The sequence below is a fragment of the Metasolibacillus meyeri genome, from assembly GCF_003049505.1.
GTDB lineage: Bacteria > Bacillota > Bacilli > Bacillales_A > Planococcaceae > Metasolibacillus > Metasolibacillus meyeri.
Window position 1 is genome coordinate 22,165 of record NZ_PYWN01000041.1, and the last position, 23,322, is coordinate 45,486.

Below are 23,322 nucleotides of genomic sequence, written 5' to 3' on the forward strand. Positions count from 1 at the left end.
TTAATTCCATTGAAAAACGCTTCCTCAAAACCTTCGACCTTCTTCTGAAGCACTGTACAATACATCGGAAATATACCTCACCAATAAATGAGATGTAAAGCCGTATTCATTTACTCCTTATTGAAGCATATTTAGTAATCCAAGTTAAAAACATTTAATCAAAGAAATCATACATTCCTTGAACATCTACTCCCCTTAAATCGTATAAAATATATTGAGGTGTTTCTATTTTTATTAACTGAACATCATTTTCTAGTATTTGAATCACATTTTTTACAGTTTCATAACCATCTGCCCTTTCTTGAGGGATAATAATACAATCAATCTTTGCCCACAAAATATAGCCAAGGAAGTCTTTTTCTGTAGCAATAATTTTTGAATTACCCAGATGATCAGATGCAATACCTTCAATATGCTCGAATCTTGTTGGTAGGTGATTTAATGTTTGTGCCACTCCAAAACCAATTGTTCGTGTAATTTCTTTAGAGTTAAGTAAATAATCTTCAATAGCAACTAGTCCATTTACCTCCATTAATGTCGCATTATTTTCTAAAGTATAAACATTTAAATTAGAGGAAAATTCTTGAGTACCCCATTTCCATGAAGGATGCGATACAAATGTTAAAGACAATTGAAAAGGTAAAAATACTGCCAAGCAAATATTTAACCATCTTCTCTGTTGTTTGTTTGAAGTCACATTCAACCAAACAAACAAAGCAATGAAAGAGAAAATTATAGGGATCAAGAAATAATTTCCATCTCCTCCATTTCTCATAAAAGTGCCAAAGAATATTCCTACTAATGTAATCGGGGTCATAAATATAATTAACCCTACCATTTCTCTCTTTAATTTTCTACTTTCTTTGAATATCAAAAAGACTACCGATACTAAAAACATAAATGCAGTCACATTGCCTACCCAAAGCATTATTATATGACCAAAATCGGCTGGGTCAAATAGTAATTTATACCATCTAATTGACATTTCTGTGAATACAGTATGTACTTCTAATCCATCAACACTATGCTCTGAAGTAACAGGATACTTCGCCTTGAATCCCATTTTATTCCACAAACCTAAACCTGCTGGGTAGACAGGATATCCAGTTAACTTAAATGTTCTGTAACAAGTAAATAACAAAACAAATATAGAAACCAATAAAATCCATAAATAAGATTTAATTTGTACAAGAGTATTGAATATTGATAATTGCTTCCTAAAATAAATCATTATTAATAGAAAACCTATTAAAATTATAGGAACATATAAAAAGCTAGTTGATTTTCCTCCTAAAGAAATAATTAGTGATGAAAATCCAAATATCAAGCTTTCATTATTTTGCTTGTAGATAAAATTTAATAATTGGTAAACACCAAATACTATAAAGAAAACAGAAAAAATATCTGGTTTTGCTGTAGCTGAAATATTAGCAATGGCAGGGATGCTACATAATACTAGTGTCCCAATTAAAGATACAAATCTATTTTCTAAAAATAAATTTATTAATTTATAGATAATAATCATAGTCATGATAAAGAAAGTAATATTAATTGAGTAAATAAAACTATAATCCTTTAAGTTACTTAGTGGTAAAGTAAAAAGCTCGAACAGTTTTGGGTAAAAGTGTATAAATTGAACTAGACCTAAATTGTCAAAAAATGAATTTTCCCCCACTAAAACATACTCTGGTCTTAATCCATACCAAATAGAATCATAATCTATTGCGCGATTGGACTTTACAAACAACGTTAATATCATAACAGTTAATACAGAGAGTATACCTTTTTCTCTAAGAGAAAACATCTGTATTTGTTTAATTAAAAATAAAGAAAACGGCTTATTAAATCCATTTAAAAGGCTAAACAAAAATAATAATATAGTTATTACTCTAACGTTATTTATGGTACCTAACCCTAAACCTGAAAAAGTCAAAACAATTATTCCCCAAATTATAAAGCCTACAAAAAAAGCTCTTAAATAATAAATAAGGCTATCATCATTTAAACTTTTTTGATAATATTTTTTAGTAATAAAAATACCTATTGATATAATTACTTCAAAATATAAAACTGCTGCCAGTACAGGTAATAGAAGATTAGTATTCATTAAATACAAAATAGTAACCAAACAAATTAAAAAAAGCCTATATTTTTTTGAAACAAATCTACTTATTACTAAAAAACTTAATAAAATTAATATTGTTTGAATAAACCCTTCGATAGTCTCTGGTTGTTTCAAGTGCCATTTATATACATCAATTAATATATTTTCAAAAACAATTATTTGCATTAATAAAGCAATTATAGCGAAGAAAACAAAAAAATATGCTTTTTTATTAATAGAGAAGTTCAACAATAATTATCTCCCTCTTTTTTAATATTTAATAATAGGCTCTATACATGAGAAACTATTATCTCGTCTAACATTTTTAATACGTTGTTCCAATCATATATATCGCTATTCTGTTTAATATCTTGATTCTCTTTATTATAAATAAGCTCTAGGCTTTTTCGTATATTTATAATATCATTCGGATTACAATATATTGCAGTGTCACTGAAATATTCTTTTACTGGTTCAGTATTAGATACTATTATCGGTATACTAAGAGCTTTAGCCTCTAAAGAAGCCAACCCTGGTGTCTCAATAAAGCTAGGCTGAATATGTCCTTTACTACTTTTCATAATTTTAAAAACTTCTTCTTGAGGAAGATGTTCTAAAAAATATATATTCGATCCAGATATAGACTTTATCTTTTTAAAATAATAGTCATACCCATATGATGCTTTACCAACTAAAACAATATTAATATTCCCTAGATTAGCGGCTTTCACCAGATTTAATTGATTCTTTCTTGGACCAATACCACCTACACAACATATATAACTATCAGGTAAATTATATTTTCCTTTTATTAAATCATCTTGCTCTATGCTTTCTAATTTTTTAAAATCAATACCATTATAAATTACTTTTATATTTTTATTTAATTGGTTCAAATTAAAATTATCATTTAAATGGTCCCATTCTGCATATGAATTAGGACATACAAAATAAGCATTTTTCAAAAGACTTTTGATACATTTTTTTATATTAAATAGCTCGGTATTTTTAATACCAAAAAAAACCATAATCTCTGCATTATTCTCTTTAAATTTAGACGCTCTAATGTATGATTTTAAAAAACTAGGCATTATTTTTTTAGCTAACATTTTCACATTAAATTGGGTAGGCATTTTTAAAGAATCTAAATTCCAATAAACAGGAAAAAGAATATATGGCTTATTATATTTTTCGCATGCCTTCATACATACATATGCTTCTAATGGATTAGTTAAATTAAAAATAAAAATATAATTATATTCACTTAAGTTTTCCAAAGGATTATTACTTACTTTAACATCATAATTATGTTTAATTAAAAAATCTCTTATTGCATTAATTTGAATCGTATCTCCACCTGGAAATGTTGAAGAGTTCATGCGGTCAAAAATTAGAATTTTTCTCATATTTCCTCTCAAATATATTCAAGTATTTTCTTTACACGTTTTTCCCAAGTATGCTTTTCTGCAATCTTTTTCAATGTTTGAAGTTGTTCGTTCCCTTTTAGCTCCAAAGCCTTTTGTATTTGCTCTTCAAACTCTTCCTTTGTTTGCCCAACAAAGACACCTTCTATGTCTAAAACTTCAGGTAAAGGAGCACTAACTACATTTTTCCCTCCAGCTAAGTATTCAAACACTTTAACTGGGGAGGTATTTAATGTTATATCATTTAATATAAAAGGCAAAATAGCAACGTCAAATGAGTTAAGTAAATATGGGATTCGATCGTAGGATATACGTTCTAATATTTTTATGTTATCGAACTCCTTTAACTTTTTAACTTTATTTTCAACGGTAGGGTATACTTCTCCTACTAATGCAATTATCCATTGAGGGTTTAAAGTCGCCAAATATTCAATAGTTTCAAAATCAAACCATTCTGCTATAGCACCATAATAGCCTATAATTTTTTTCTCTTGATTTTTTATTTCTTCTAAATTAGGCCAATTAAATTTTTTATATTCATGGAAATCCTCTATCGCCACAGCATTTGGAACGTATAATATTTCTTTTTCAAAACGATTTAAACTATTTTCTATCGTTTTTGCAGTTGCTAATAAACAATTGGAACTTTGAATAGATTCTTCAAAGTCACTTAAAATAGTATCATAAGTATCGAATGTTTCGATAAAGTCTATACAATCATAAATTCTATACATATCTTTGTGCACATAATTCCAACTATTGATTGTTTTTAATTGATGCGGCCAGTATTGCCATATATATAATTGCTGATTTATAAGAGCTTCTATTAAATATTTACCTTCTACATTATCGTTAAATAAATAAAGATTAGGCTCTACTTCTAAAATACCCCTCACATTCCAATCGGGTTCATGCGGAAACGAAGTATCTACCAGATAAAAGACAATATGACCTTCTTTAGCCAATGCTCTAGCTAATTGTTGAGGTCTTTGAAACATATATCCCCACGGACAAGATGGAGAAGGGAAAATAAAAATTTTCCCTTTATGATTATCTAAAGTTAGTAAAATCTCATCTTTAATTTTCGAGGATGCCGGAAACCTTAAGAGTGCTCCCTTAAGGTCCCTAGGCAGTTTATGGATTAGTTTTCTTCTTATTACTACAGGCTTGTTTTTAAATAATTTAGAAAACTTTTTTATAATTTTCATGAAAACTCCAATCCTTTATGATTGTTTTTTCGCTTCTTCTATATATTTTATTGTACTTATTTCTGCTTGCAATTTCTCAATATCAAAAAATTCATTAAATAGAATCTTTTCTTTAAATCTCACTTTTGAAATTAACTCGACAGTGTTAGTTATATAAAGATTCTCTGTGACTTTACGAAGTCCATGGTATACTTCACCATTGTAAAATGCTGTCACAACGATGACTAATTGATTTTCACTTACTAGGTTCTCTATAAATTGTTTGAATTCAACATTCCCATTTGTCCACTCACCTACAATAACAATGGGATTTATTTTTAGTTCTACAATTCTATTAGCGATAGAGGTAGAATCTGTCAAATTCAAAAATAGAGAATTCGGAGGCTTAGGCATCTCCCATGATTTGTTCCATTTTTGTTCAAAATATTGTTTATTTCGTTCCCATACTTTTTTATATTGCTCAGATTGTAATTTCTTAAAGCTCACACTACCATGGTGATATATAAAGACATCCTCCACAATCACCAATTTATATCCAAGACTTCTTATTGTTTCACAATAATCATCATCTTCAAACATGCCGATACCATAGTTTGTATCTAGATCACCAGCTTTTTCATAGGCTTCTCTCTTTATTGCTACACAATAAAATCCTAATAAATTTGTGTCTCGAAATTTCTCTTTATTCAATTGATTAAAATCCTTTAACCACAATTCAGATGGGCCAAATAATGGATCACTAATACAAAAATCTAACATTTGGTCATTTCCTACTGAATTTGATACTGGTCCAGCCATACCAATATTTTCATTTTCCTTCAAAGGTTTAATAAGTTTTTCAATCCATTTCGGCGTTACAATAGTATCGTTATTTAGCAAAATAATATATTCACCAGTCGCTAAATTACACCCTACTTTATTCCCACCTGCAAATCCTAAGTTTATTGGTGAAAACATAACTTTTATATTAGCGTTATTTATACGTGCTAACTGTACCTTTGTTTCATCAGTAGAAGCATTGTCAATAATTATAATTTCAACATTTGGATACTCATTATTACGAATTAAACTTTCCAAACATTGCTTTGTATAAGTCCAATTATTATAAGTAACAATTACTACACTTACTTTTGGCTTATCACTAATTAAATTTTGAGCAAGTTCAAAATATCTTGATTCCCATGTATTTTCAATGGCATATTGCTTTCTTTTTTCTCTGAGCTTATTATCACTTTCATTTAAACTCTTTACTATACACTCTTCAAAATCGTCTACAGTGGTAGCTAAGTAAACCAAATCTTTCATATATTCTAATTCAGGAAGTTTTGTTGAGACTACAGGTTTCCCAGCTGCTAAATATTCATAGACTTTCACAGGATTTGTAGCTAATGTTAAATTATTTATCAAAAATGGGATTAAACATACATCAAATTTATATAAATAGCTTGGTAAATCTTTATATGGAACCTCTCCTGTTAACACAATATTGGACATTTTTTCTGCATGAGAAACATCACATCCAAACGTATTCCCAACTAAAACAAATGTCCACGATGGATTTTGCTTTGCTAGTTTCTCAATCAATTTTATGTCAAACCACTCTGAAATAGCTCCATAATATCCTATAATAGGACCTTTTAAATTTTTTATTTCCTCCGCAAAATGGGAAGGGAGGGTTGCGAAGTGACTATATTCACCTGCATTTCGGATTAATAACGTATTAGGGTTTTTCTCTATAACTTTCTCATATAATCTTTGTGAAGAAGCCAACACTATATCGGCTGAATATATTAATTCCTCTTCATTTGATAGCATTTCAATTGAATTTGTTGAAAACCCTTCATGGTCATCCATACAATCGTAAATTATTAAGTTATTATCTAAGCTGTATGCTACTGTTGACCAGAATGGCAAATCAAGAATAGAATATGTTGATCCAATGTTAAATTTTTCTTTTAAATACACTAAAGATTGATTCATAATTTGAAGGTTTTCTTGATTAATGTTATCTCTATACGCATTTAAATTATTTAATGAACATAACTTCACCCAGTAAATATTAGGTTGTAATTGTTTAATGACTGTATGCTTTACTACTTCTTCAAATGATGGGTTAGCCTTTTGCAAACCAAAAGTTTCAATAGAAAAATAAAATACTCGATGATTGTGTTTTTCAAATTGCACAGACACTTGCTGAGGTCTTTGCCATCTAAAATCCCATTCAATTACAGGAAATCTGAATAAATCAATTTTTTTAGGATAATCAGCAAACAATTCACTATTATCTATTTTATCAACTACATTTTCTAGGGAATTTGTAATTTTATAATCAGGAATTCTATATTCTTCAATATTTTGTGATTGAATTGGACTAAATTGAGCCAACTCTAAATTTTTAGGTATAGGCTGTTTAGACATTTTCAATTTCATCCATTTTAAAAACTGTTTTTTATCAAGGCTACTACCTTTTAAAAGTTGTTCATTGATACGTCTTGCTAAACACATTAATTTCCATGCTTTAGTAGACTGCACCAATTCCAATCTATTATTATACTCTAAAGAATTTTGGTAATAAGAGTCATTAAGCCTTCTGTGCAATTCTATATATTCTTGAATATCTATTTGTTTATTATCTTTCATTCTAGCGTCACCACTTTAATTTACTCCCCCTCTTTTTAGATTATTTTGAATATACTCAGATACTTCAGCAATTTTTTTGTTTAACTCTTCGATAATTCTATCCCTTTCAAGAACTTGTTCATATAATGATTTGCCCCATATCGAAACTTTATTTATTTCTTCATTCAATTCAATGATTTGGGCATCTCTAAAAATTACATCCTGTTCTAACTGTGTCCCCCATGCTGAAATTGTATTGATCTTTTCATTCAATTCAATGATTTGGGCATCTTTAAAAATTACATTGCTTTCTAATTGTTTTCCCCATAAAGATACTTCATTAATTTTTGTATTTAACTCTTCAGTGGCTCTATTTGTTTCGATATTTATTATTTCATTTATACTATCATTAGACTTTAAGTATTTTTCTTTGTATATTGAAATGTCTTTACCCACGTACTGTCTAAAGGAACTTTCCATCTTTCGGTATATCTTCACTTCATTTAACGAAATTCCTAAGTAGTCAAAAATTTTGTCGACATCAATTAAACTACTCAAATATAAATGATACTTAATGTCAAAACTGATAACTGCACGATATATGATATAATTTAATGGCACTAGAAAATCAAAAACCCATTCATAATCTATAACTGTGACTTGTTCATTATGTTTAATTAGATTATCAAAATTTAAATCAATATTTGCTGTTTTAACTGCTGGAACCCCATCTATATTTGGAATGCTTCCAAATATTCTAGTAAATTGTTCTGTTACTACAAATGGCACTACCTCTTCTTGTAATAATAGAGATTTATACCAACTCAATATCTCCTTAAATCCATCTATATCTTTATTCATAACATATTGCATAAGTATAGAATCAATGCTCTCTCCATCTATATACGAAAAAACTACACTATTCTCTTCTAATACAGGTTTAACCAAAACCATTTTCGAATTTTGTAGTAGTTTATAATTAGTATTAATTATTTTTATATGATTAATTGATTTTTGAGAATACGCCTCTTTCTTTACAATTTTAATTCCGTTGTCTTTATAGATAATTGTTTTTATTTGAAATTCTTCTTTTCTATCTATACTATACTTAATTTTTAAAATCTCCAAAAGTATTGCTCCTTTATCATTACTCACAGACTATAAGAAACGAATTAGAAAAGAACTCAAAATTCCCACTTGAAATTAAAGAATCTGAAACCACACCTTCATCAAAAAACTGAATTCTGCTATTATCATAATTATGAATAAGTTCCCTTAATTCTCCGATCTTAGGTAATTCATCATCTGAAAAAATGTGGAACGGTAACTTGTAATCTGGTATAGGGTAATACAACTTAATATTGTCCAACCCAGATTCACATAATAATTTTTCTATTTCATTTTTAGAAAAAGTACGTACTCCCCTTGATCCTCTATAACCTTCAATTGAATCAAATAACTTTCCTGTATGGTCTTCTTTTGCACCTGCCCAATATTTCAAACCGTATCTATTTTCAATTGCAATAAATAATTTCCCATTAGGCTTTAAAAGACTTTTTACATATTTCAAAAAATCCTGAAATGGTGTATTAGAATTTGAAAATGACGGAGCATATTCTAAAACTCCTATTAATGTTATATAATCAAATTGACATTCAAACTTCATTTCATTAAAATTACCAACACATATTTCGATATTTTCTAGATGTCGATGTCTATACGCATTAATTAGTGCCCTTCTTTTAGACAACTCTACACAAGTCACATTTTTTGCTTTCTTGCTTAATGCACCTGTAATTGCTCCACAGCCCGCACCTATCTCTAAAATAGTGCTGCTTTCATTAAATGGATACCACTCAATAATATGCTCCCTATATTTCGACAAATGATATAGAATTGGCCATCTTGTATCATTTTGAATAATATCATCAAAAGTATCGTGATTTTGCACAATTTCTAACAGTTCATTCTCTATATCCCCATCACTATATTGGTCCTCACCAGTATAATAAGTTAAATCAAGTTTCACATTCCCAATTTTTTCTATCATATTATTCACCTATAGTTACAGTAGACACTTCAACTTTAGAATTCAAGTCAAAATATCCTACAGAATTTTTTGATGATATTACTTGAAATGAAATAATATCATATAATCGATGATATACTACAAATTCACCACTTTCAAAACCAGTACATCCTAACGAAAGAAGATAATCCCCTGCACGAAGACTCATTTTTTGACTAAATGAAACTTCAATTATTGTCCCTGTTTGCGTTTCTTCAATTACGATATTTTCCACCATAGTATTAGTTCCCGTGATTTCAGTACCTTTCAAATCTTTAATTGTAAATGCAAAAATAGGGAATTCTAACGGCAAATTAAATTGTATTCTTATCTTGAATTGGCAATTACTCTCTTTTTCAATCGTTGAAGTCAATTCACCAAATTCATCAAAAAGCCCAAAATCCACTATATTTGCTTTATCATTTCCGTAATCTAAATGATCAGGGTTAATTTGATAAAAACTCTTCCATTCTTGAAGTTGACTTTTATTTTCTACTTGCTCTTCTACTACTTTTTGTTTGTGCAAATTAACAACAAGCTTTTTAAATAAATCTACGCCTTCTTTTGCATTATACACCCCTAAAGAGTCACCATTGTTTAATACTAAAACATTATCGCAATATTTAATGACACTACTCAAATCGTGTGTTACTAGTAGTATGGTTTTTCCTTGTTTTTTAAATTCCTCAAATTTTTTATAACATTTAACTTGAAAAAACATATCTCCCACTGCTAATGCTTCATCAACAATTAAAATATCTGCATCGACATTAATTGCCACAGCAAAAGCTAAACGAACATACATACCACTTGAATAAGTTTTTACAGGTTGATTAATAAATTCACCAATATCAGCAAATTTTTCAATCTCTTCGAATCTCATTTTCATTTCTTCTTCAGAAATTCCTAGTATAGAACCGTTCAAAAAAACATTTTCTCTGCCTGTATATTCTGGATTAAATCCACTTCCTAACTCCAACAATGCTGCTACTCGCCCATTAACATTAACTTCACCTTCCGTAGCCGTTAAAGTACTAGCCAAAATTTGAAGTAATGTACTCTTTCCTGAGCCATTTTGGCCAATAATACCAAACGTTTGCCCTTGTTTCACTTCAAAATTGATTTTGCTTAAAGCATTGAACTCACGATAGTGTATCTTCTTCCCAAATGAAAAAGATTGCTTTAACCTATCTATTGGTTTTTCATATATTTGGTATACTTTGGATAAATTTTTCACGCTAATTGAACTAGTATTAGAGGACATCTGCAAAACCCTTCCTTGTCTTTTTAAACCACACGTATCCCAAGATAGCAACTACTGCTCCTATAGCTGTCACAATACCTAGTAGCCCCCAATGAGGTAAATCCCCCCAAATAATCGCTCCTCTCATATCCTCAACCACATAAGTAATTGGATTTAAAGAATAGAAAAATTGAAATTCCTCAGGTATCGAAGTTCGTGGATAAAATACTGGACTCATAAACATTAATGCTGGAATTGCAACTACAATAATTTGCCCAACATCTCTAATATATACAGCCAGCGAAGCTAAAAACCACGTAAGACCTAATACAAAAAGTAGTAATGGCAAAATAATTATCGGAAACAAAAATGCGGTCCAATGAAATGTCCCTGTTAATAATAGTGTTGCCAACAAAAGTATTAAATAGCTAATAAACGCCTGAAAAAGCGCTGATCCTAAAGTTACAATAGGTAAAATTTCCAAAGGGAACACTACTTTTTTTACATAGTTACTATTAGAGATTATTAGACCAGGAGCTCGAGAAATAACATCAGAAAACACATTAAAAACAAATAATCCTGTAAATAAAATTAGAGCAAACTCTACTTTACTTGTTTCTCCTGTTGTTCCCCACTTCGCCTGAAATATAACACTGAAAACAAAAGTATATATTGTTAACATCATTAAGGGCGTAATAAAAGACCAAACTATCCCTAAATAAGATCCTTTATACCTATTAGAAACCTCTCTTCTTGTAAATTGATTAATTAACGATTTTTGAGCAAATAAATATCTTATTTCCCTTATGACTGAGTTTATCATTTGAATACTCCTTAATAAATTACCGTATTATCAAGTCTATAAACAAGAATAGGGAATAATAAATTCCCTTTCTACACTTAAATTATTTTATTGTTAGGTGCTTTTGTATTCACCATTAACATCCCCATCAACACCATTATCGGTGCAGCTATCCCTGGCAATGTGTCATTAAACACGGCTTGGCATAAAAAGGCTAATGTAGCTACTGCTAATACAGTAGTCACAGTCTTTCCATTTAAAACTACCTTTAAGCTTTTTACTGTTACAAATGTGATTAATGCTAGGAAAAATACAAAGCCAATAATCCCTGTACCATATAAAACTCCTAAGTACATATTATGGGGCTTATCCACTATTACAGCTTCTGTTTCAAGATTGGCTCTTGCATCCTCATTATAGTGAGGGAATTCATACATTAACGTATCTAGACCATAGCCTAAAAGAGGTCGGTCTTTTACTAAGTCCATCATATATGACCAAATGTAAACACGCCCTGAACCAGCACCAACACCTGTCCCTGCTGGAGAAGGAAGTTCAAATTGAGCATCTGCTGCATATACACGATTACTCAAGCTAAATAATTCGCTATTCAAAGACATTGCTTCTTCTTTATATGGGTTGTTTGAAATAAAGAAACCGATTGATTCATCCCAAACCTTTGCATTTTCTTTTGCTAGTACATGAACGCCTGCTACAGCAATTACACAGAATGCAATAACTTGAACTAAAGCTACTACTTTTTTGTCATTTTTAAATGCTACCCATAAAATAAATGGCAGCATAACTACAATTGTTAAGAAACCACTTGTTGATAAAGACATTAGCACAATCAAGATAGACAAAGCAGCCATGATGAAGCTAAAAACTTTATCGAACATTTTATCATCTACCAAGCTATTAACTAGAAATAGAGCTGCTACAATAGCAAACATACCACTCATATAGTTACCATGGTTTAATGTTCCCAATAGTTGTGAGCCTTCTGAAATGTTTGCGCCGCTTGGAAGGAATAATGATACTAACTTGCCCGCCCATTCACGTTGTAAAAGATCTTTACCTGTGAAGTTCAGTACAATAATGATAAAGTTGATAACTGCTAATGGTGCGAATGCATACGTTACATATTTAACAGCCTTCTTTGGATACTCAATATTCATTGCAATAAACAACAACGCAACATAACATAACCAACTAATTGCACCATCTGAACGATTATAAAGGCCGTTTAAAGCAACAGTAATTGTTGGTGAAGCCATTGTCGAAACAATAATGGCTCCAGCAAATACACCTAGCACATAGTTTAATTTAGTTTTGCGGATTGTTCCACCCATAAAAAATATTTTTGATAACAATAAGACACTAGCAATTACCGTAATCACTACTAACAACAAAGCCTTATAATGTGTAAACAACTCACCTTTGATGCCAGATGAAAGTACGTCTACATTAGAAATAAGTGGGCTGATTACTTCCTCCACATTTGCCATAACAATCAATGGCATAAATCCAATCACTAACAACAACAATCTAAAAATCCATTTATCTACATTAGCACGTGATTGTGCATTTTCTTTTTCATCGCTCACGACATTGGTCTTTTGGAGCTCTTCGTAAAATGAAGCCATGTACGTTATCCTTCCTTATTGCATATTCTCGATTTGAGTTAATATTTCTGTCACACGACCTTGATAGTCTGGGTACGACTCTGGTGCCCATCCCCACTCACGACATTTTTCTAATACCACTTTAGCATCATCGGGACGCCCCGCAAAAAATAGCACTTCTGCAAATTGCAACATAAACATTGGGTCTTCTACTTTATATGGATTAACATCCAATGTTTTTTGTAGAAGGATTGCTGCTTGTGTATAATCTGCTTTATTTGCAGCAATTAAGCCACCTAAATAATTCGCCACTTCAGATTTGGGCTGCCTTTTTAATAATTCATTAACCATTTCAGAAGCCTCTTCGTAACTACCTTGACTATACAATTGACTTGAATATTGATACAATGCGTCATCCGCTAAAAATTCATCATCCTGCTTTTTTGCCATTACTTTCGCAGAAACTAAGCCAATAACGATAAATAAAATCATTCCTAATAATATATATTTTCTTGTCGATTCTTTAAGTTGCATCGTCCACAATCCTTTATCAATTTTTGAATAACAGTGTTATTATACACTAAAAGCTATGAATTTTCCTTACATTGATAGAAGTTTTATGGAAGTATACTAACATTTTGACCTTTATTTCGACAAACGATTGCTACGATTATCCAACATTTCTCAACAAGAAAGGTTAGATTTTAAAAAATGGGGTATGTGTATTAATTGAAGGAGGTGGCTACTTTGCAACAAAGTATCTTATTAGACAAAGCCATTCAACAATATTTACAGCATTTATCTTTTAGGAAATACAGTGAACAAACGATACGGGGATATGACATTGATTTGAGACAGCTGAATCATTTTTTAACACATCTTGTAAATGCACCAATATTCATAGATGAAGTGACAGCTGAACATTTAGAGTCCTTCCAACAATACCTCATTTCTCAGCAGCTCTCACCTGCATCGATTAATCGCAAAACTCATAGTAGTAAAAGCTTATTTAAATGGGCATTAGCTAAAAAAATGATTGCTGCTAATTGCGCTCTTGAAATCATTCCCTTAAAGCTTCCACATAATGAACGTCATTTTTTAACGAAAGCGATGCTCCAGCAATTTTTGCAGCATGTCCACCACCCGACCATACAAATTATTGCACAATTTATCGCCAATACAGGTTTGCGCATCACTGAATGCACGCAGCTACTTCTCACTGATATCAATTGGGACTTGCATACTGTCAATGTAGTACACGGCAAAGGTGGTAAATCAAGAACTGTGCCATTAAATGCTAGTATTTATAATCTTCTGCACCATTATATTGCAGAGATTCGTCCTAAAAATTGCACATCTCTTTACTTATTTGCGCTACCGAAAACAGGCAGTATTTCAGCACAATATGTCAATTCAATTTTTAAAAATGCAAGTACTGAAATGAAGCATCCAAAGCCAATTACCTGTCATATTTTGCGTCACACATTTGCTAGCAACCTTGTTAAAAACAATGTCCATATCGCTGTTATTCAAAGGCTACTCGGTCATGCCAATGTCCGCACTACATCTGTCTACATGCATACAGACTTCAAAGAGCTTCAGCAAGCTGTCAATTCTTTAAACTGTTTAGGAGGTGCTTTTCGATGATGGACTATCAAGATGAGAAAACAATATTTATTCAACAACAGCTTGAACAAGGTAAAACGCGCACTGAAATCGCTCACAGCTTCAACCAGCATTGGAAATCCATCGATATGCACATGCGTAGACGCGGCTTTCGTTGGGATAGAAAAAATCAAATCTATTTTCTTCAAGAAAAACAAATAAGCCCTACTAAAGCACAAGCCATTTTGCAAAGCTTAGCTACCAAAAATCCAAACTTCAAAAAAATAGCACGGCAACATGGCTTTCAAACGGTCGAAGCAATGGGTCACTATATGAAAGAACAAGGCTACGTGTGGCATCCTGAACTACAAAACTATTATTATACCTCTACACCTGGTAACACAAATCAACACCTTGCACTGAATGAATCAACCTTAATTCAATTTCTATTAGCCAACCAACAAACACTCACAAATGTCCTAACAACTGCTGCTCTCAGTAGCAATACACTCATCACAAATGAAATCACAATAACGCTCACAGCTTCACTGTATGAAACATTACTAAGAAAATGTGCTGACAACCAGCTAACCCCCCAAACCATTATCGAACTTGCTTTAACTGAATATCTTGCTGTTAATTTAGTTAAAAGCAATTAACAACACTACTGTTGAAGTAACATTAGACGAAGAAGTAGGCAACATCAACGATTACAAATTCGAAATTGCTGGTCTTGACGTGAAAAACGTTGCGAAAAAGCAATCTGACAGCAAAACAATTGTATTAACAACTGCTGTACAGGAAGGCGGTAAAGAATACGTAGTATCTTTAAACGGTAAAGAAATTGGTAAATTTACTGGGGTTTCAGCTGTTATCCCAACAGCTGTAGATGTTGTAGAGAAATCTAAACAGGGTATTCTTGGTGAGCAAATTACTGTACAGGCAAAAGTTACTGTTGCTGACGGTCAATCTAAAGCAGGTATTCCTGTAACATTTAATATTGTGACTACACAATACAACATTAATCCAGGTGGATCTTTAAACGCACCAATCGTAACTGAAGTAACTACAGATGAGAATGGTGTAGCTACGTATACTTACACTCGTTACGCATCAACTGCTCAACAATTAGCAACTAGTGACGAAGTACAAGCATATGCAACTGGTAAACCATCTGCACGTTCATTTGGTAAAGTATATTGGGCAGCTATTCAACCATTAGCAATTACAGAAGTTACAGAAGGTAACGCTGTTAATAATGGTGCGAAAAAAGTTTATAAAGTAAAAGCTGCTTTAGAACATGCTGAAGCAATCTATAACGGTTCAACTTTAACTGGATATAAAGTAAACGTTGGCTTCAAAGAAAATGTAAACGTTACTCCAGATAAGGCTGTTAAAACTGTAGTTGTTACTGATGCTAATGGTCGTAACTTAGGCTATCCAGGTCAATATACTACTTCAACTGTAGGAAATAACTCAGCAGACAAAGCAATTGAAATTTTATTGGATGCAAAAGGTGAAGCTACTTTCACTTTAACTGGTAGCAATGCAACTGTAACTCCATTTGTATTCGTAGACCAAAAAGTAAACCCATCTAACGCAGCTGGAACAATTGCTCGTTTTGATGAAACTGAATTGGTAGCATATGCTCCAGAGTTATCATTTGGTAAAATTCAAAACTTAGGTTTAAATCTTACTTCAAATGGTACTCAAAATGCAGCTGCTTACCGTACTACAGCTCCACATGCAAGTAATATTGCTACGTATGCAACTGGTCAAGTATTAACATCAGGTGAATTTGCAGCAGCTAATCAAAATTCAGGTGGACGTTCATATACAGCAGTATTAACTGATGTTAAAATCGGTGCATTAGCTCCTTCAAATACTGTAGTGAAAGTATCGTTAGCAATCGGCACTGCATTATCTGCAAATAATGATAACGCAATTGTATACTTAGTAGATGAAAATGCTAAAAAAGTATATAAAGTAAAAGATGGTCAAATTATTGATCTTTATACGGATGCAAAAGGTCAAGTTGCATTTAAATTAGTAGGTGCTAAAGACAGCTATGCTACACCAACTGTATTCTCTGATACTGGAGATACTGTAAATCGTTTAGATAAAAATGATTTACAACAAGCTGGCGAAATTGCATACTTTGGCGATGTGAAAGTTGAAACTGCTAAATTAACTGTTGATAATAAAGATGTTCAAACTGCTAACGTAACAGATAAAGCAGTATTTAAATATCAAACGGTTGACCAAAATGGTTTCGCATACTATTCACATGATTTCGTAGCTACATTCCAAGTAGATGCTACATTCTCAAGTGCAAAAGTAACATATTTAGACGTTAATGGTGTAACTCGCACAGAAACAGTGCAACATGGTGGTTCATCTACAAGATCATTTACTGTAAAAGCTGTGAATGGTGTAGCGCAAATTGAAGTTGAGGCAGTTAGAGGTACTCGCGTTGATGTATCTGCTAATGCACATAACTTACCAAACTTACACGCATCAGCAACATTCCAAAGTGTAGCTAATGATGGGATTGCAGCAGGCGCAGTTATCACAGGTCGTGTTATTGCTGTGGATAAAGTATCCAAACGTATTCTATTAACAAATTCTTCAGGTCAAACTTATGAATTATCATATGCAGGCGCTGATTTAGTAACAGTTGCTACACCAAATAGCATTGATACATTTGAAGCAACTTTAACGGTACGTGATGAAATTCAATTTACAAATGCAAAAGAAGGTACTACTTCTAAATTCATTAATTATAACAATAACGATGGTACTTTAGCAGCTACTATTAGTGAGCCTAATTCATCTGCAATTGATATTAAGAACAAAACAGTATCAATCGTAATTAAGCAAGACTTAGCTAAATATGATTCTGCAACTTCAGAAGCAAAAAAAGGTTATGATTTCGGTGGCGAAACAATTGGTTCTGCTACACACCCAGCAGTAATTAACGTTACTGGTAACAATACAATTATCAAGAATGCGATAATTTATGGTGATATTACTGTAGACGTAGCAAATGATATTTCATTTGAAAATGTTACTCACCATGGTAATATAATTGTTAAACATACTGATGGAGACACAATTAATGTAACTAATTCATCTTTAGATGTTGTAAAACTTGAAACTAAAGAACATATTAATTTAGTTGGCTCTTCTATTAAAGAAGTAGTAGTTGCAACTTCTAATGAAATTAAAGTTACAGCTGATGCAACATCATCAGTTGCTGGTTATACGGTGGTACCAGGTATTGCTACTACAAATATTAAACAAAATGGTGTAGTTCAAACTCCAGTTGTTGAAGTTCCATTTACTTCAGTAGTAACAACAACAACTACAACAGGCGATACTATTTCTTTCACATTCAGCCCAGCTGTAACTGAAAGTGTTACATTGACTGTTGCTGGTACTGTTGCAACTTTAGATGTAGCTACTGCTTCTGATACAAGTAAAAAATTCACATTTGTACCAACTAATAATGCTGCATTAGTATTAAAAATTGGTAGCAAAGAATACACAGCTACTTACAGCGGTTTAGGTACTGTGACATTTACTCGTAAATACTAAGATTAAAATTATTTTTAAGAAATCCAAATTTAAGTATTTAGTGAAATCCCATGTAAGAGAAATCTTGCATGGGATTTCTTTTACAATATAAATTAAAGGATACGCCGAAAGAAAAGTAGTATATAATTTCGATATGCTCGACAAGTGATTAAAAATCTGAGTAGCTTTGGGTATCTAACTCTTATTTTAAACATATTGCTTGAATTGATTTCGATTTAATACATGTACTTTATTTGTAATATTCGGCTTATCATTTATATATGACAATGAAGTAGATTCAAGCTCTCATAAATTAGTGCAGAAATTATGTAGTTTGATATTGGAGCCCCTGTTGGTAGGATCTCAGCTAACAAAACTAAGCAGGGAGTTAAGCTAGAAAGAATACCTAGCATATTAAATCTTCCACATAAAGTGTAATTATACATAATATTATTTATAGACTTTATTTTCGTTTATAACCTTTGTTGATTGACATAACCAATGGCAATTATTACAGAGTTATTTTGATTGAGAAAAAGCCATGTAGAGATTTTTCTCTACATGGCTTTTCTAGATGTGAAGAGGATTAAATCCTCGTACCTTATATTACTATTAGAATTTACGAGTGAATGTTAAGTTACTACCTGCAACACCGTTAAATGTTGCTTCAAATGTACGACCATCTACAACCAAAGTAATTACTTTGTTTGTTGCTGGTGTAAATGTGAATGTAGCAGTTGTTACATTTGCTGTATCAGTAGTAGTTGTTGATGCAACAGTACCATTGATTGTAGCTGCGTTAATAATTGTTGCATTTGTGTTAGCAGCAAATGTTAATTCTACTGTGTCACCAGATGTAGTTGTTACAACTGCTTTGTTCACTGGATTCTCTACAGTTGAAGTTGGTAATGCATAACCAGTTATTTGAGAAACTGGTGCATTTACTGATGCCGTAGAAGTTGTAACTTTACTAATAATAGGAGTTACTCCACCTACATAAGCAACTGTGCCATCAGAATTTAGAATTGCATTATTTGACACAAGAGCACCACTTTGGTATGCAATTAATTCTCCAATTGTAGAAGCTGCACCTGCAAAGTTGATACGCTCATTTTTGAATAAGTGTACAATATCAAAGTTTGAACCATTTACTAAGTTAAGTGTTTGTTGTGCATTTGTATGAACATATGCTTGACCATTTAAATTTACATTGTCAGCAGTGAATTTTTGAACGTTGATTTGACCTTGGTAGTTTGCAGATGTACCGCCACCGCCAACATCAATTGAACCGTTTAATACTAAGTCTTTAACTGTTACATTGTCGTTATTAACAACAATTTTCACTGGTAAAGCTGCTGTACCGATAGTTTGACTATGGAAATTATAAGTTGCATTTAAGTTTGTTAAATAGATTGCAGCACCTGATTTGAATACAATGTTTGAACCAGTATTAGCAATTCTAACTGTTGTTGGGTTAGAATCTTTAGCAAGCGTATAAGTTACTTCTTGACCAATTAGATTTGCACCTGGAACAGCTACAACATTTTGATTTTCAAATGTTGATTCAGAGATGTTAGCTCCGTTAACAGCATAGTATTGTGTGCTAGCACCGCTGTAGTCAACATCTTTAATTGTTACACCATCATTCATTAATAATAATAAACGGTTGTTAACTGTATCTGTTGCGATAACTTTACCAGTGTAAGGAACACCTGGTTGGATACCTTCAACATTATTTAAGTTAAATACTGCTGAAGCAGTTAAACCTTGTGGTAATGAAGGTACATTACTTGCACCAGCTAATGCTGATACTGTTGTACCACGAGTTGCTTTTACATATACAGTTGCGCGACCATTAGCATCAGCATCAACAGTTAATGGAGCAGTATGAGCGCTACCCATATTTACATAACCGAATGGTGTTGCACCAGCAGCTAATTTACCACCAACTACATCAGATGCGCGGTATACTTCTGCACCAGCAAATGTAGCTGTAAATTGGAATGTTACACGTAAGTTAGCTTGGCTATACGTATTATATGGTTTTTTGTTTTGATCTACTGTTTGGTATGTGAATGCAGCTAAATCGCCAACATTTACAGATTGCGCATCTTTACCATCAACAGTTAAGATAGCAGATTGTACTAATGCATCACCGAAGTATGCAATGCCACCTTTTTGTTGTAAATCATTTTTGTCTAAACCAGCACGGTCACCAGTTTCAGAGAATACAGTTGGTGTTGCATAAGCATCTTTTGAACCGATTAAAGTAAATGCTACTTCACCTTTTGCATCTGTTGCAAGGTTAACAACTACTGTAGATGCTGATGCAGCATTTTCAGTTAAACGGTGAACTGAATTAGAGTTTTTATCAACTAAGTATACAGCACCACCAGCTGTTCTTAAACCTGAACCAATCTCTACAGATACACGTACTTGTGTACCAGTTGGTGCAAGATTACCTTTTTCATCTTTTAATACAGCTTTATAATCACGACCACCAGTATTTACCAATGTGTCAGCTAATTGAGCAGAAGCTGATTGACCATTAGAAATATTATAGAAAGTGTGTACTGATTTTGTAGCACTGAATAAACCATGTAATGAACCAGTTGGATTTCCTACTGTACCTTGTTTAAGAACAAAACCAGCTGGTACTGTTTCACCAGTACGTAATGGATTTGTTTGGCTAACATAGCTTGCACCAGTTGGAAGCTGTGTACCAATAGTAATCCAAGTAATGTTGTTTGCTGCATCACGAATTAAAATGCGGTTATTAACTGAATCTTCATACGTGTATGATGTAGCTGTGCCTGCTGTAGCATATGCAGCAGCATATTCAGTACCTAAAGATTCTAATTCTAATTGTAAGTTTTGAACTTTACCGAATGTTAATTTTGGAGCTTCTGCAAATAATTCAGTTGCATTAAAGCGACCACGGTTACCAGTTGCATTTTGTGGGTTTTCTTTGTTATCCACGAACACGATTGGTGTTACTTCTGCATTGCTACCAGTTAATGTGATGATTGCTTCACCATTGCGATCAAGTTGAACTTTTACAACTTTCACACCTTGTGATTGATCACCTAAAGATGTTGTGAATTGACCTGGGTAACCCAAGTTTTTACCATTGCCATCGATTACATCAACAGTTTTCACTGCTTTGTCTGGTGTTACATCAATGTTTTCTTTGAATGCAACATTAACATAGTTACCTGCTGGATATACTTGACCATTTTCAGTGAATGCTTGTGTATAACCTTCTGCATGGTATAATGCAGCTTTAATTTTGTATTGCTTTTTCGCACCATTATTTACTGAGTTACCTTCTGCTAATTCAGTAACTGTTAATGGCTTGATAGAAGCCCAGTATACTTTAGAGAATGAACGAACTGATGCTTTACCAGTTGCATATGCTTGCACTTCGTCAGAAGATGCGATTTGTTGGCTAGTTTGTGCATAACGAGTGTATGTGTAAGTAGCCACACCATCAGCATTTGTTAATGCTTCTGCAACGATTGGTTGGTTTAATGTACCTGTGCTGTTATCACCGTAGTTGTTTACGATGTTAAATGTTACAGGGATGTTTTCTTTTGATTGACCTTCAGCAACTGTTACTTGTGCTTTTACAGTTACTTGGTTACCTACTACTTCTTGTAATGATTTTTCAGTAATATCGATTGCTGTTGGTAATACTAATTCTTTACCTACGAATTTACCTACTACATCACCTTTGTAAGATACAGTATATTCTTTACCAGCTTCTTGTGCAGAAGTTGTTAATACAACAGTTTTTGCATCTGATTGCTTCGCTGCTGCTGATTTTACTTCTAAGCCTTCAATTGTGAAGTCAGAAGCTGTTACTGTACCAACAGTGTTAGCAAAAGTCACTTCAACAGTAGTGTTGTTAATTGCTTTTACAACACCAGTTGTAGCTGAAGCGCCAGTGAAGTCAGCGTTGATTACGTTGTTTAAGAATGTTGCGAATTGACCACGAGTTACTGTGTTCTTTGGTAAGAAGTTAGAAACTGTAGTGATGTCGTAGAAGTCTAATACATCGATAGCTGTGCGAGCTTCTGCTTTAGCAGCGTTGATGTCTTTTACTTCACGAGTGAAATCTTGAGAAGCAACATACTCTTCAAGGCTTACATCATTTAAAGTGTTTACCATACGTACAAGTACGATAGCCATGTTTTCACGAGTGATTGCATCACCAGCTAATAAACGACCGTTAGAACCGTTGAATACGCCGTTGTCAGCTACTACTGCAGCGTATTGTAATAACTCATCGTTTGAAGCTGAAGTTAAATCAGCGAAACGTGGGTTTGATTTGTAATCTGTTGGTACTTCGTAACCTTCAGACACTAAGTATTTACCTAATAATTTAACTACGTCAGAACGAGTTAATTGCTTGTTAGGTTGGAAAGTACCATCTGGGTATCCAGAGATAATTCCAGCATCAACTAATGCGTTGATTGCTTCCTTGTGCGTGTTATCAGCGATATCGCTTAAGCTTGCTGCAGAAGCAGCTGGTACGATTGCAGATGCTACTAATGTAGCTGTCGCAGCTGTTGCTACGAATTTTTTGTATTTCTTTGGTTGGTTAGCCATTGAAAAATTTCCTCCTCATATTTCAAGTAATCTCTTAGTTACCAACTATTTTAAAAAATAGCGTGGATAAACTAACTACACATAAATTCTAGTAGTATACAATTGCAATGTCAATCCTTTTTTCAAACAAAAGTTTTTTAACATCGTTTGTACACCTAAAAATATATGTTGTAACTAGCTTTAAAAGGCAACTTAGAATTCCTTATATTATGACATAAAACTACTACAGAAAACAACATTTTCTTCTTAAATATATTTAGATTGCTATAATCAGCTATGAATCTATTCTATTTTTTGATATTTTTATGATTTTATAAAGTGGAATTTTTGGAAATGGACACAAAAATATTAATGAATGCGATATGAAGTGTTTATGAACTTTATTTGTGTGGATGTTTTTTACGTACAAGGTCAATATCTGTCTCTTATACACATCT

Annotated in this window: 14 protein-coding genes; 3 read left to right on the forward strand and 11 right to left on the reverse strand. The window is 32.4% G+C overall.

Annotated elements, in window-relative coordinates; all coding sequences use genetic code 11:
- Positions 1–154: 154 nt before the first annotated feature.
- From C9J34_RS07210 to C9J34_RS07255, 10 genes are all read right to left on the reverse strand, one after another.
- Entirely contained in the window at positions 155–2,353 is a 2,199-nt protein-coding gene (locus C9J34_RS07210; protein ID WP_153062618.1) for a hypothetical protein, read from the reverse strand.
- Positions 2,354–2,394: 41 nt separating this feature from the next.
- Positions 2,395–3,510 (reverse strand): glycosyltransferase, encoded by a 1,116-nt coding sequence (locus C9J34_RS07215; protein ID WP_107839185.1) that lies wholly within the window; start codon positions 3,508–3,510, stop codon positions 2,395–2,397.
- Between the two features lie 8 nt (positions 3,511–3,518).
- Positions 3,519–4,736, reverse strand: a complete 1,218-nt coding sequence (locus C9J34_RS07220; RefSeq protein ID WP_107839186.1) for a glycosyltransferase — start codon at positions 4,734–4,736, stop codon at positions 3,519–3,521.
- A gap of 15 nt (positions 4,737–4,751) precedes the next feature.
- Entirely contained in the window at positions 4,752–7,376 is a 2,625-nt protein-coding gene (locus C9J34_RS07225) for a glycosyltransferase (protein WP_107839187.1), read from the reverse strand.
- Positions 7,377–7,391: 15 nt separating this feature from the next.
- On the reverse strand, positions 7,392–8,483 hold the full coding sequence (locus tag C9J34_RS07230; protein ID WP_107839188.1) for a hypothetical protein: 1,092 nt from the start codon (positions 8,481–8,483) through the stop codon (positions 7,392–7,394).
- 19 nt (positions 8,484–8,502) lie between these two features.
- Positions 8,503–9,405 (reverse strand): class I SAM-dependent methyltransferase, encoded by a 903-nt coding sequence (locus C9J34_RS07235; RefSeq protein ID WP_107839189.1) that lies wholly within the window; start codon positions 9,403–9,405, stop codon positions 8,503–8,505.
- Position 9,406: 1 nt separating this feature from the next.
- The gene (locus C9J34_RS07240; protein ID WP_338016201.1) at positions 9,407–10,738 is read right to left on the reverse strand and encodes an ABC transporter ATP-binding protein; all 1,332 of its coding nucleotides are present in this window, start codon (positions 10,736–10,738) and stop codon (positions 9,407–9,409) included.
- Positions 10,677–11,489 (reverse strand): ABC transporter permease, encoded by an 813-nt coding sequence (locus tag C9J34_RS07245; protein WP_107839191.1) that lies wholly within the window; start codon positions 11,487–11,489, stop codon positions 10,677–10,679. Before C9J34_RS07245 ends, C9J34_RS07240 begins: the two co-directional genes overlap by 62 nt.
- A 77-nt stretch (positions 11,490–11,566) precedes the next feature.
- A complete protein-coding gene (locus C9J34_RS07250; RefSeq protein ID WP_107839192.1) occupies positions 11,567–13,114 on the reverse strand; it encodes an O-antigen ligase family protein in 1,548 nt (515 codons plus the stop codon).
- Positions 13,115–13,129: 15 nt separating this feature from the next.
- The gene (locus C9J34_RS07255) at positions 13,130–13,627 is read right to left on the reverse strand and encodes a tetratricopeptide repeat protein (protein ID WP_107839193.1); all 498 of its coding nucleotides are present in this window, start codon (positions 13,625–13,627) and stop codon (positions 13,130–13,132) included.
- Between the two features lie 213 nt (positions 13,628–13,840).
- On the opposite strand from C9J34_RS07255, the gene C9J34_RS07260 reads away from it, so the two are divergent.
- From C9J34_RS07260 to C9J34_RS07270, 3 genes are all read left to right on the forward strand, one after another.
- Positions 13,841–14,740 carry a tyrosine-type recombinase/integrase gene (locus C9J34_RS07260; RefSeq protein ID WP_193768927.1) on the forward strand — a complete coding sequence of 300 codons (900 nt, stop codon included), beginning with the start codon at positions 13,841–13,843 and terminating at the stop codon, positions 14,738–14,740.
- Positions 14,737–15,357: a hypothetical protein gene (locus C9J34_RS07265; RefSeq protein ID WP_107839195.1), complete on the forward strand. Its 621-nt coding sequence runs from the start codon at positions 14,737–14,739 to the stop codon at positions 15,355–15,357. The genes C9J34_RS07260 and C9J34_RS07265 overlap by 4 nt, the downstream gene beginning before the upstream one ends.
- 79 nt (positions 15,358–15,436) lie before the next feature.
- Positions 15,437–18,295, forward strand: coding sequence for a hypothetical protein (locus tag C9J34_RS07270; protein WP_107839196.1), 2,859 nt, complete (start codon positions 15,437–15,439; stop codon positions 18,293–18,295).
- A gap of 591 nt (positions 18,296–18,886) precedes the next feature.
- Here the strand turns inward: C9J34_RS07270 and C9J34_RS07275 are convergent.
- Positions 18,887–22,885: an S-layer homology domain-containing protein gene (locus C9J34_RS07275; RefSeq protein WP_107839197.1), complete on the reverse strand. Its 3,999-nt coding sequence runs from the start codon at positions 22,883–22,885 to the stop codon at positions 18,887–18,889.
- Between the last annotated feature and the right edge of the window lie 437 nt (positions 22,886–23,322).

What these genes read in the sequence shown, in the direction of transcription:
- C9J34_RS07215 (WP_107839185.1), bottom strand. Translation starts at nt 3,510, where the DNA reads ATGAGAAAAATTCTAATTTTTGACCGCATGAACTCTTCAACATTTCCA.
- C9J34_RS07220 (WP_107839186.1), bottom strand. Translation starts at nt 4,736, where the DNA reads ATGAAAATTATAAAAAAGTTTTCTAAATTATTTAAAAACAAGCCTGTA.
- C9J34_RS07225 (WP_107839187.1), bottom strand. Translation starts at nt 7,376, where the DNA reads ATGAAAGATAATAAACAAATAGATATTCAAGAATATATAGAATTGCAC.
- C9J34_RS07235 (WP_107839189.1), bottom strand. Translation starts at nt 9,405, where the DNA reads ATGATAGAAAAAATTGGGAATGTGAAACTTGATTTAACTTATTATACT.
- C9J34_RS07245 (WP_107839191.1), bottom strand. Translation starts at nt 11,489, where the DNA reads ATGATAAACTCAGTCATAAGGGAAATAAGATATTTATTTGCTCAAAAA.
- C9J34_RS07250 (WP_107839192.1), bottom strand. Translation starts at nt 13,114, where the DNA reads ATGGCTTCATTTTACGAAGAGCTCCAAAAGACCAATGTCGTGAGCGAT.
- C9J34_RS07255 (WP_107839193.1), bottom strand. Translation starts at nt 13,627, where the DNA reads ATGCAACTTAAAGAATCGACAAGAAAATATATATTATTAGGAATGATT.
- C9J34_RS07265 (WP_107839195.1), top strand. Translation starts at nt 14,737, where the DNA reads ATGATGGACTATCAAGATGAGAAAACAATATTTATTCAACAACAGCTT.
- C9J34_RS07275 (WP_107839197.1), bottom strand. Translation starts at nt 22,885, where the DNA reads ATGGCTAACCAACCAAAGAAATACAAAAAATTCGTAGCAACAGCTGCG.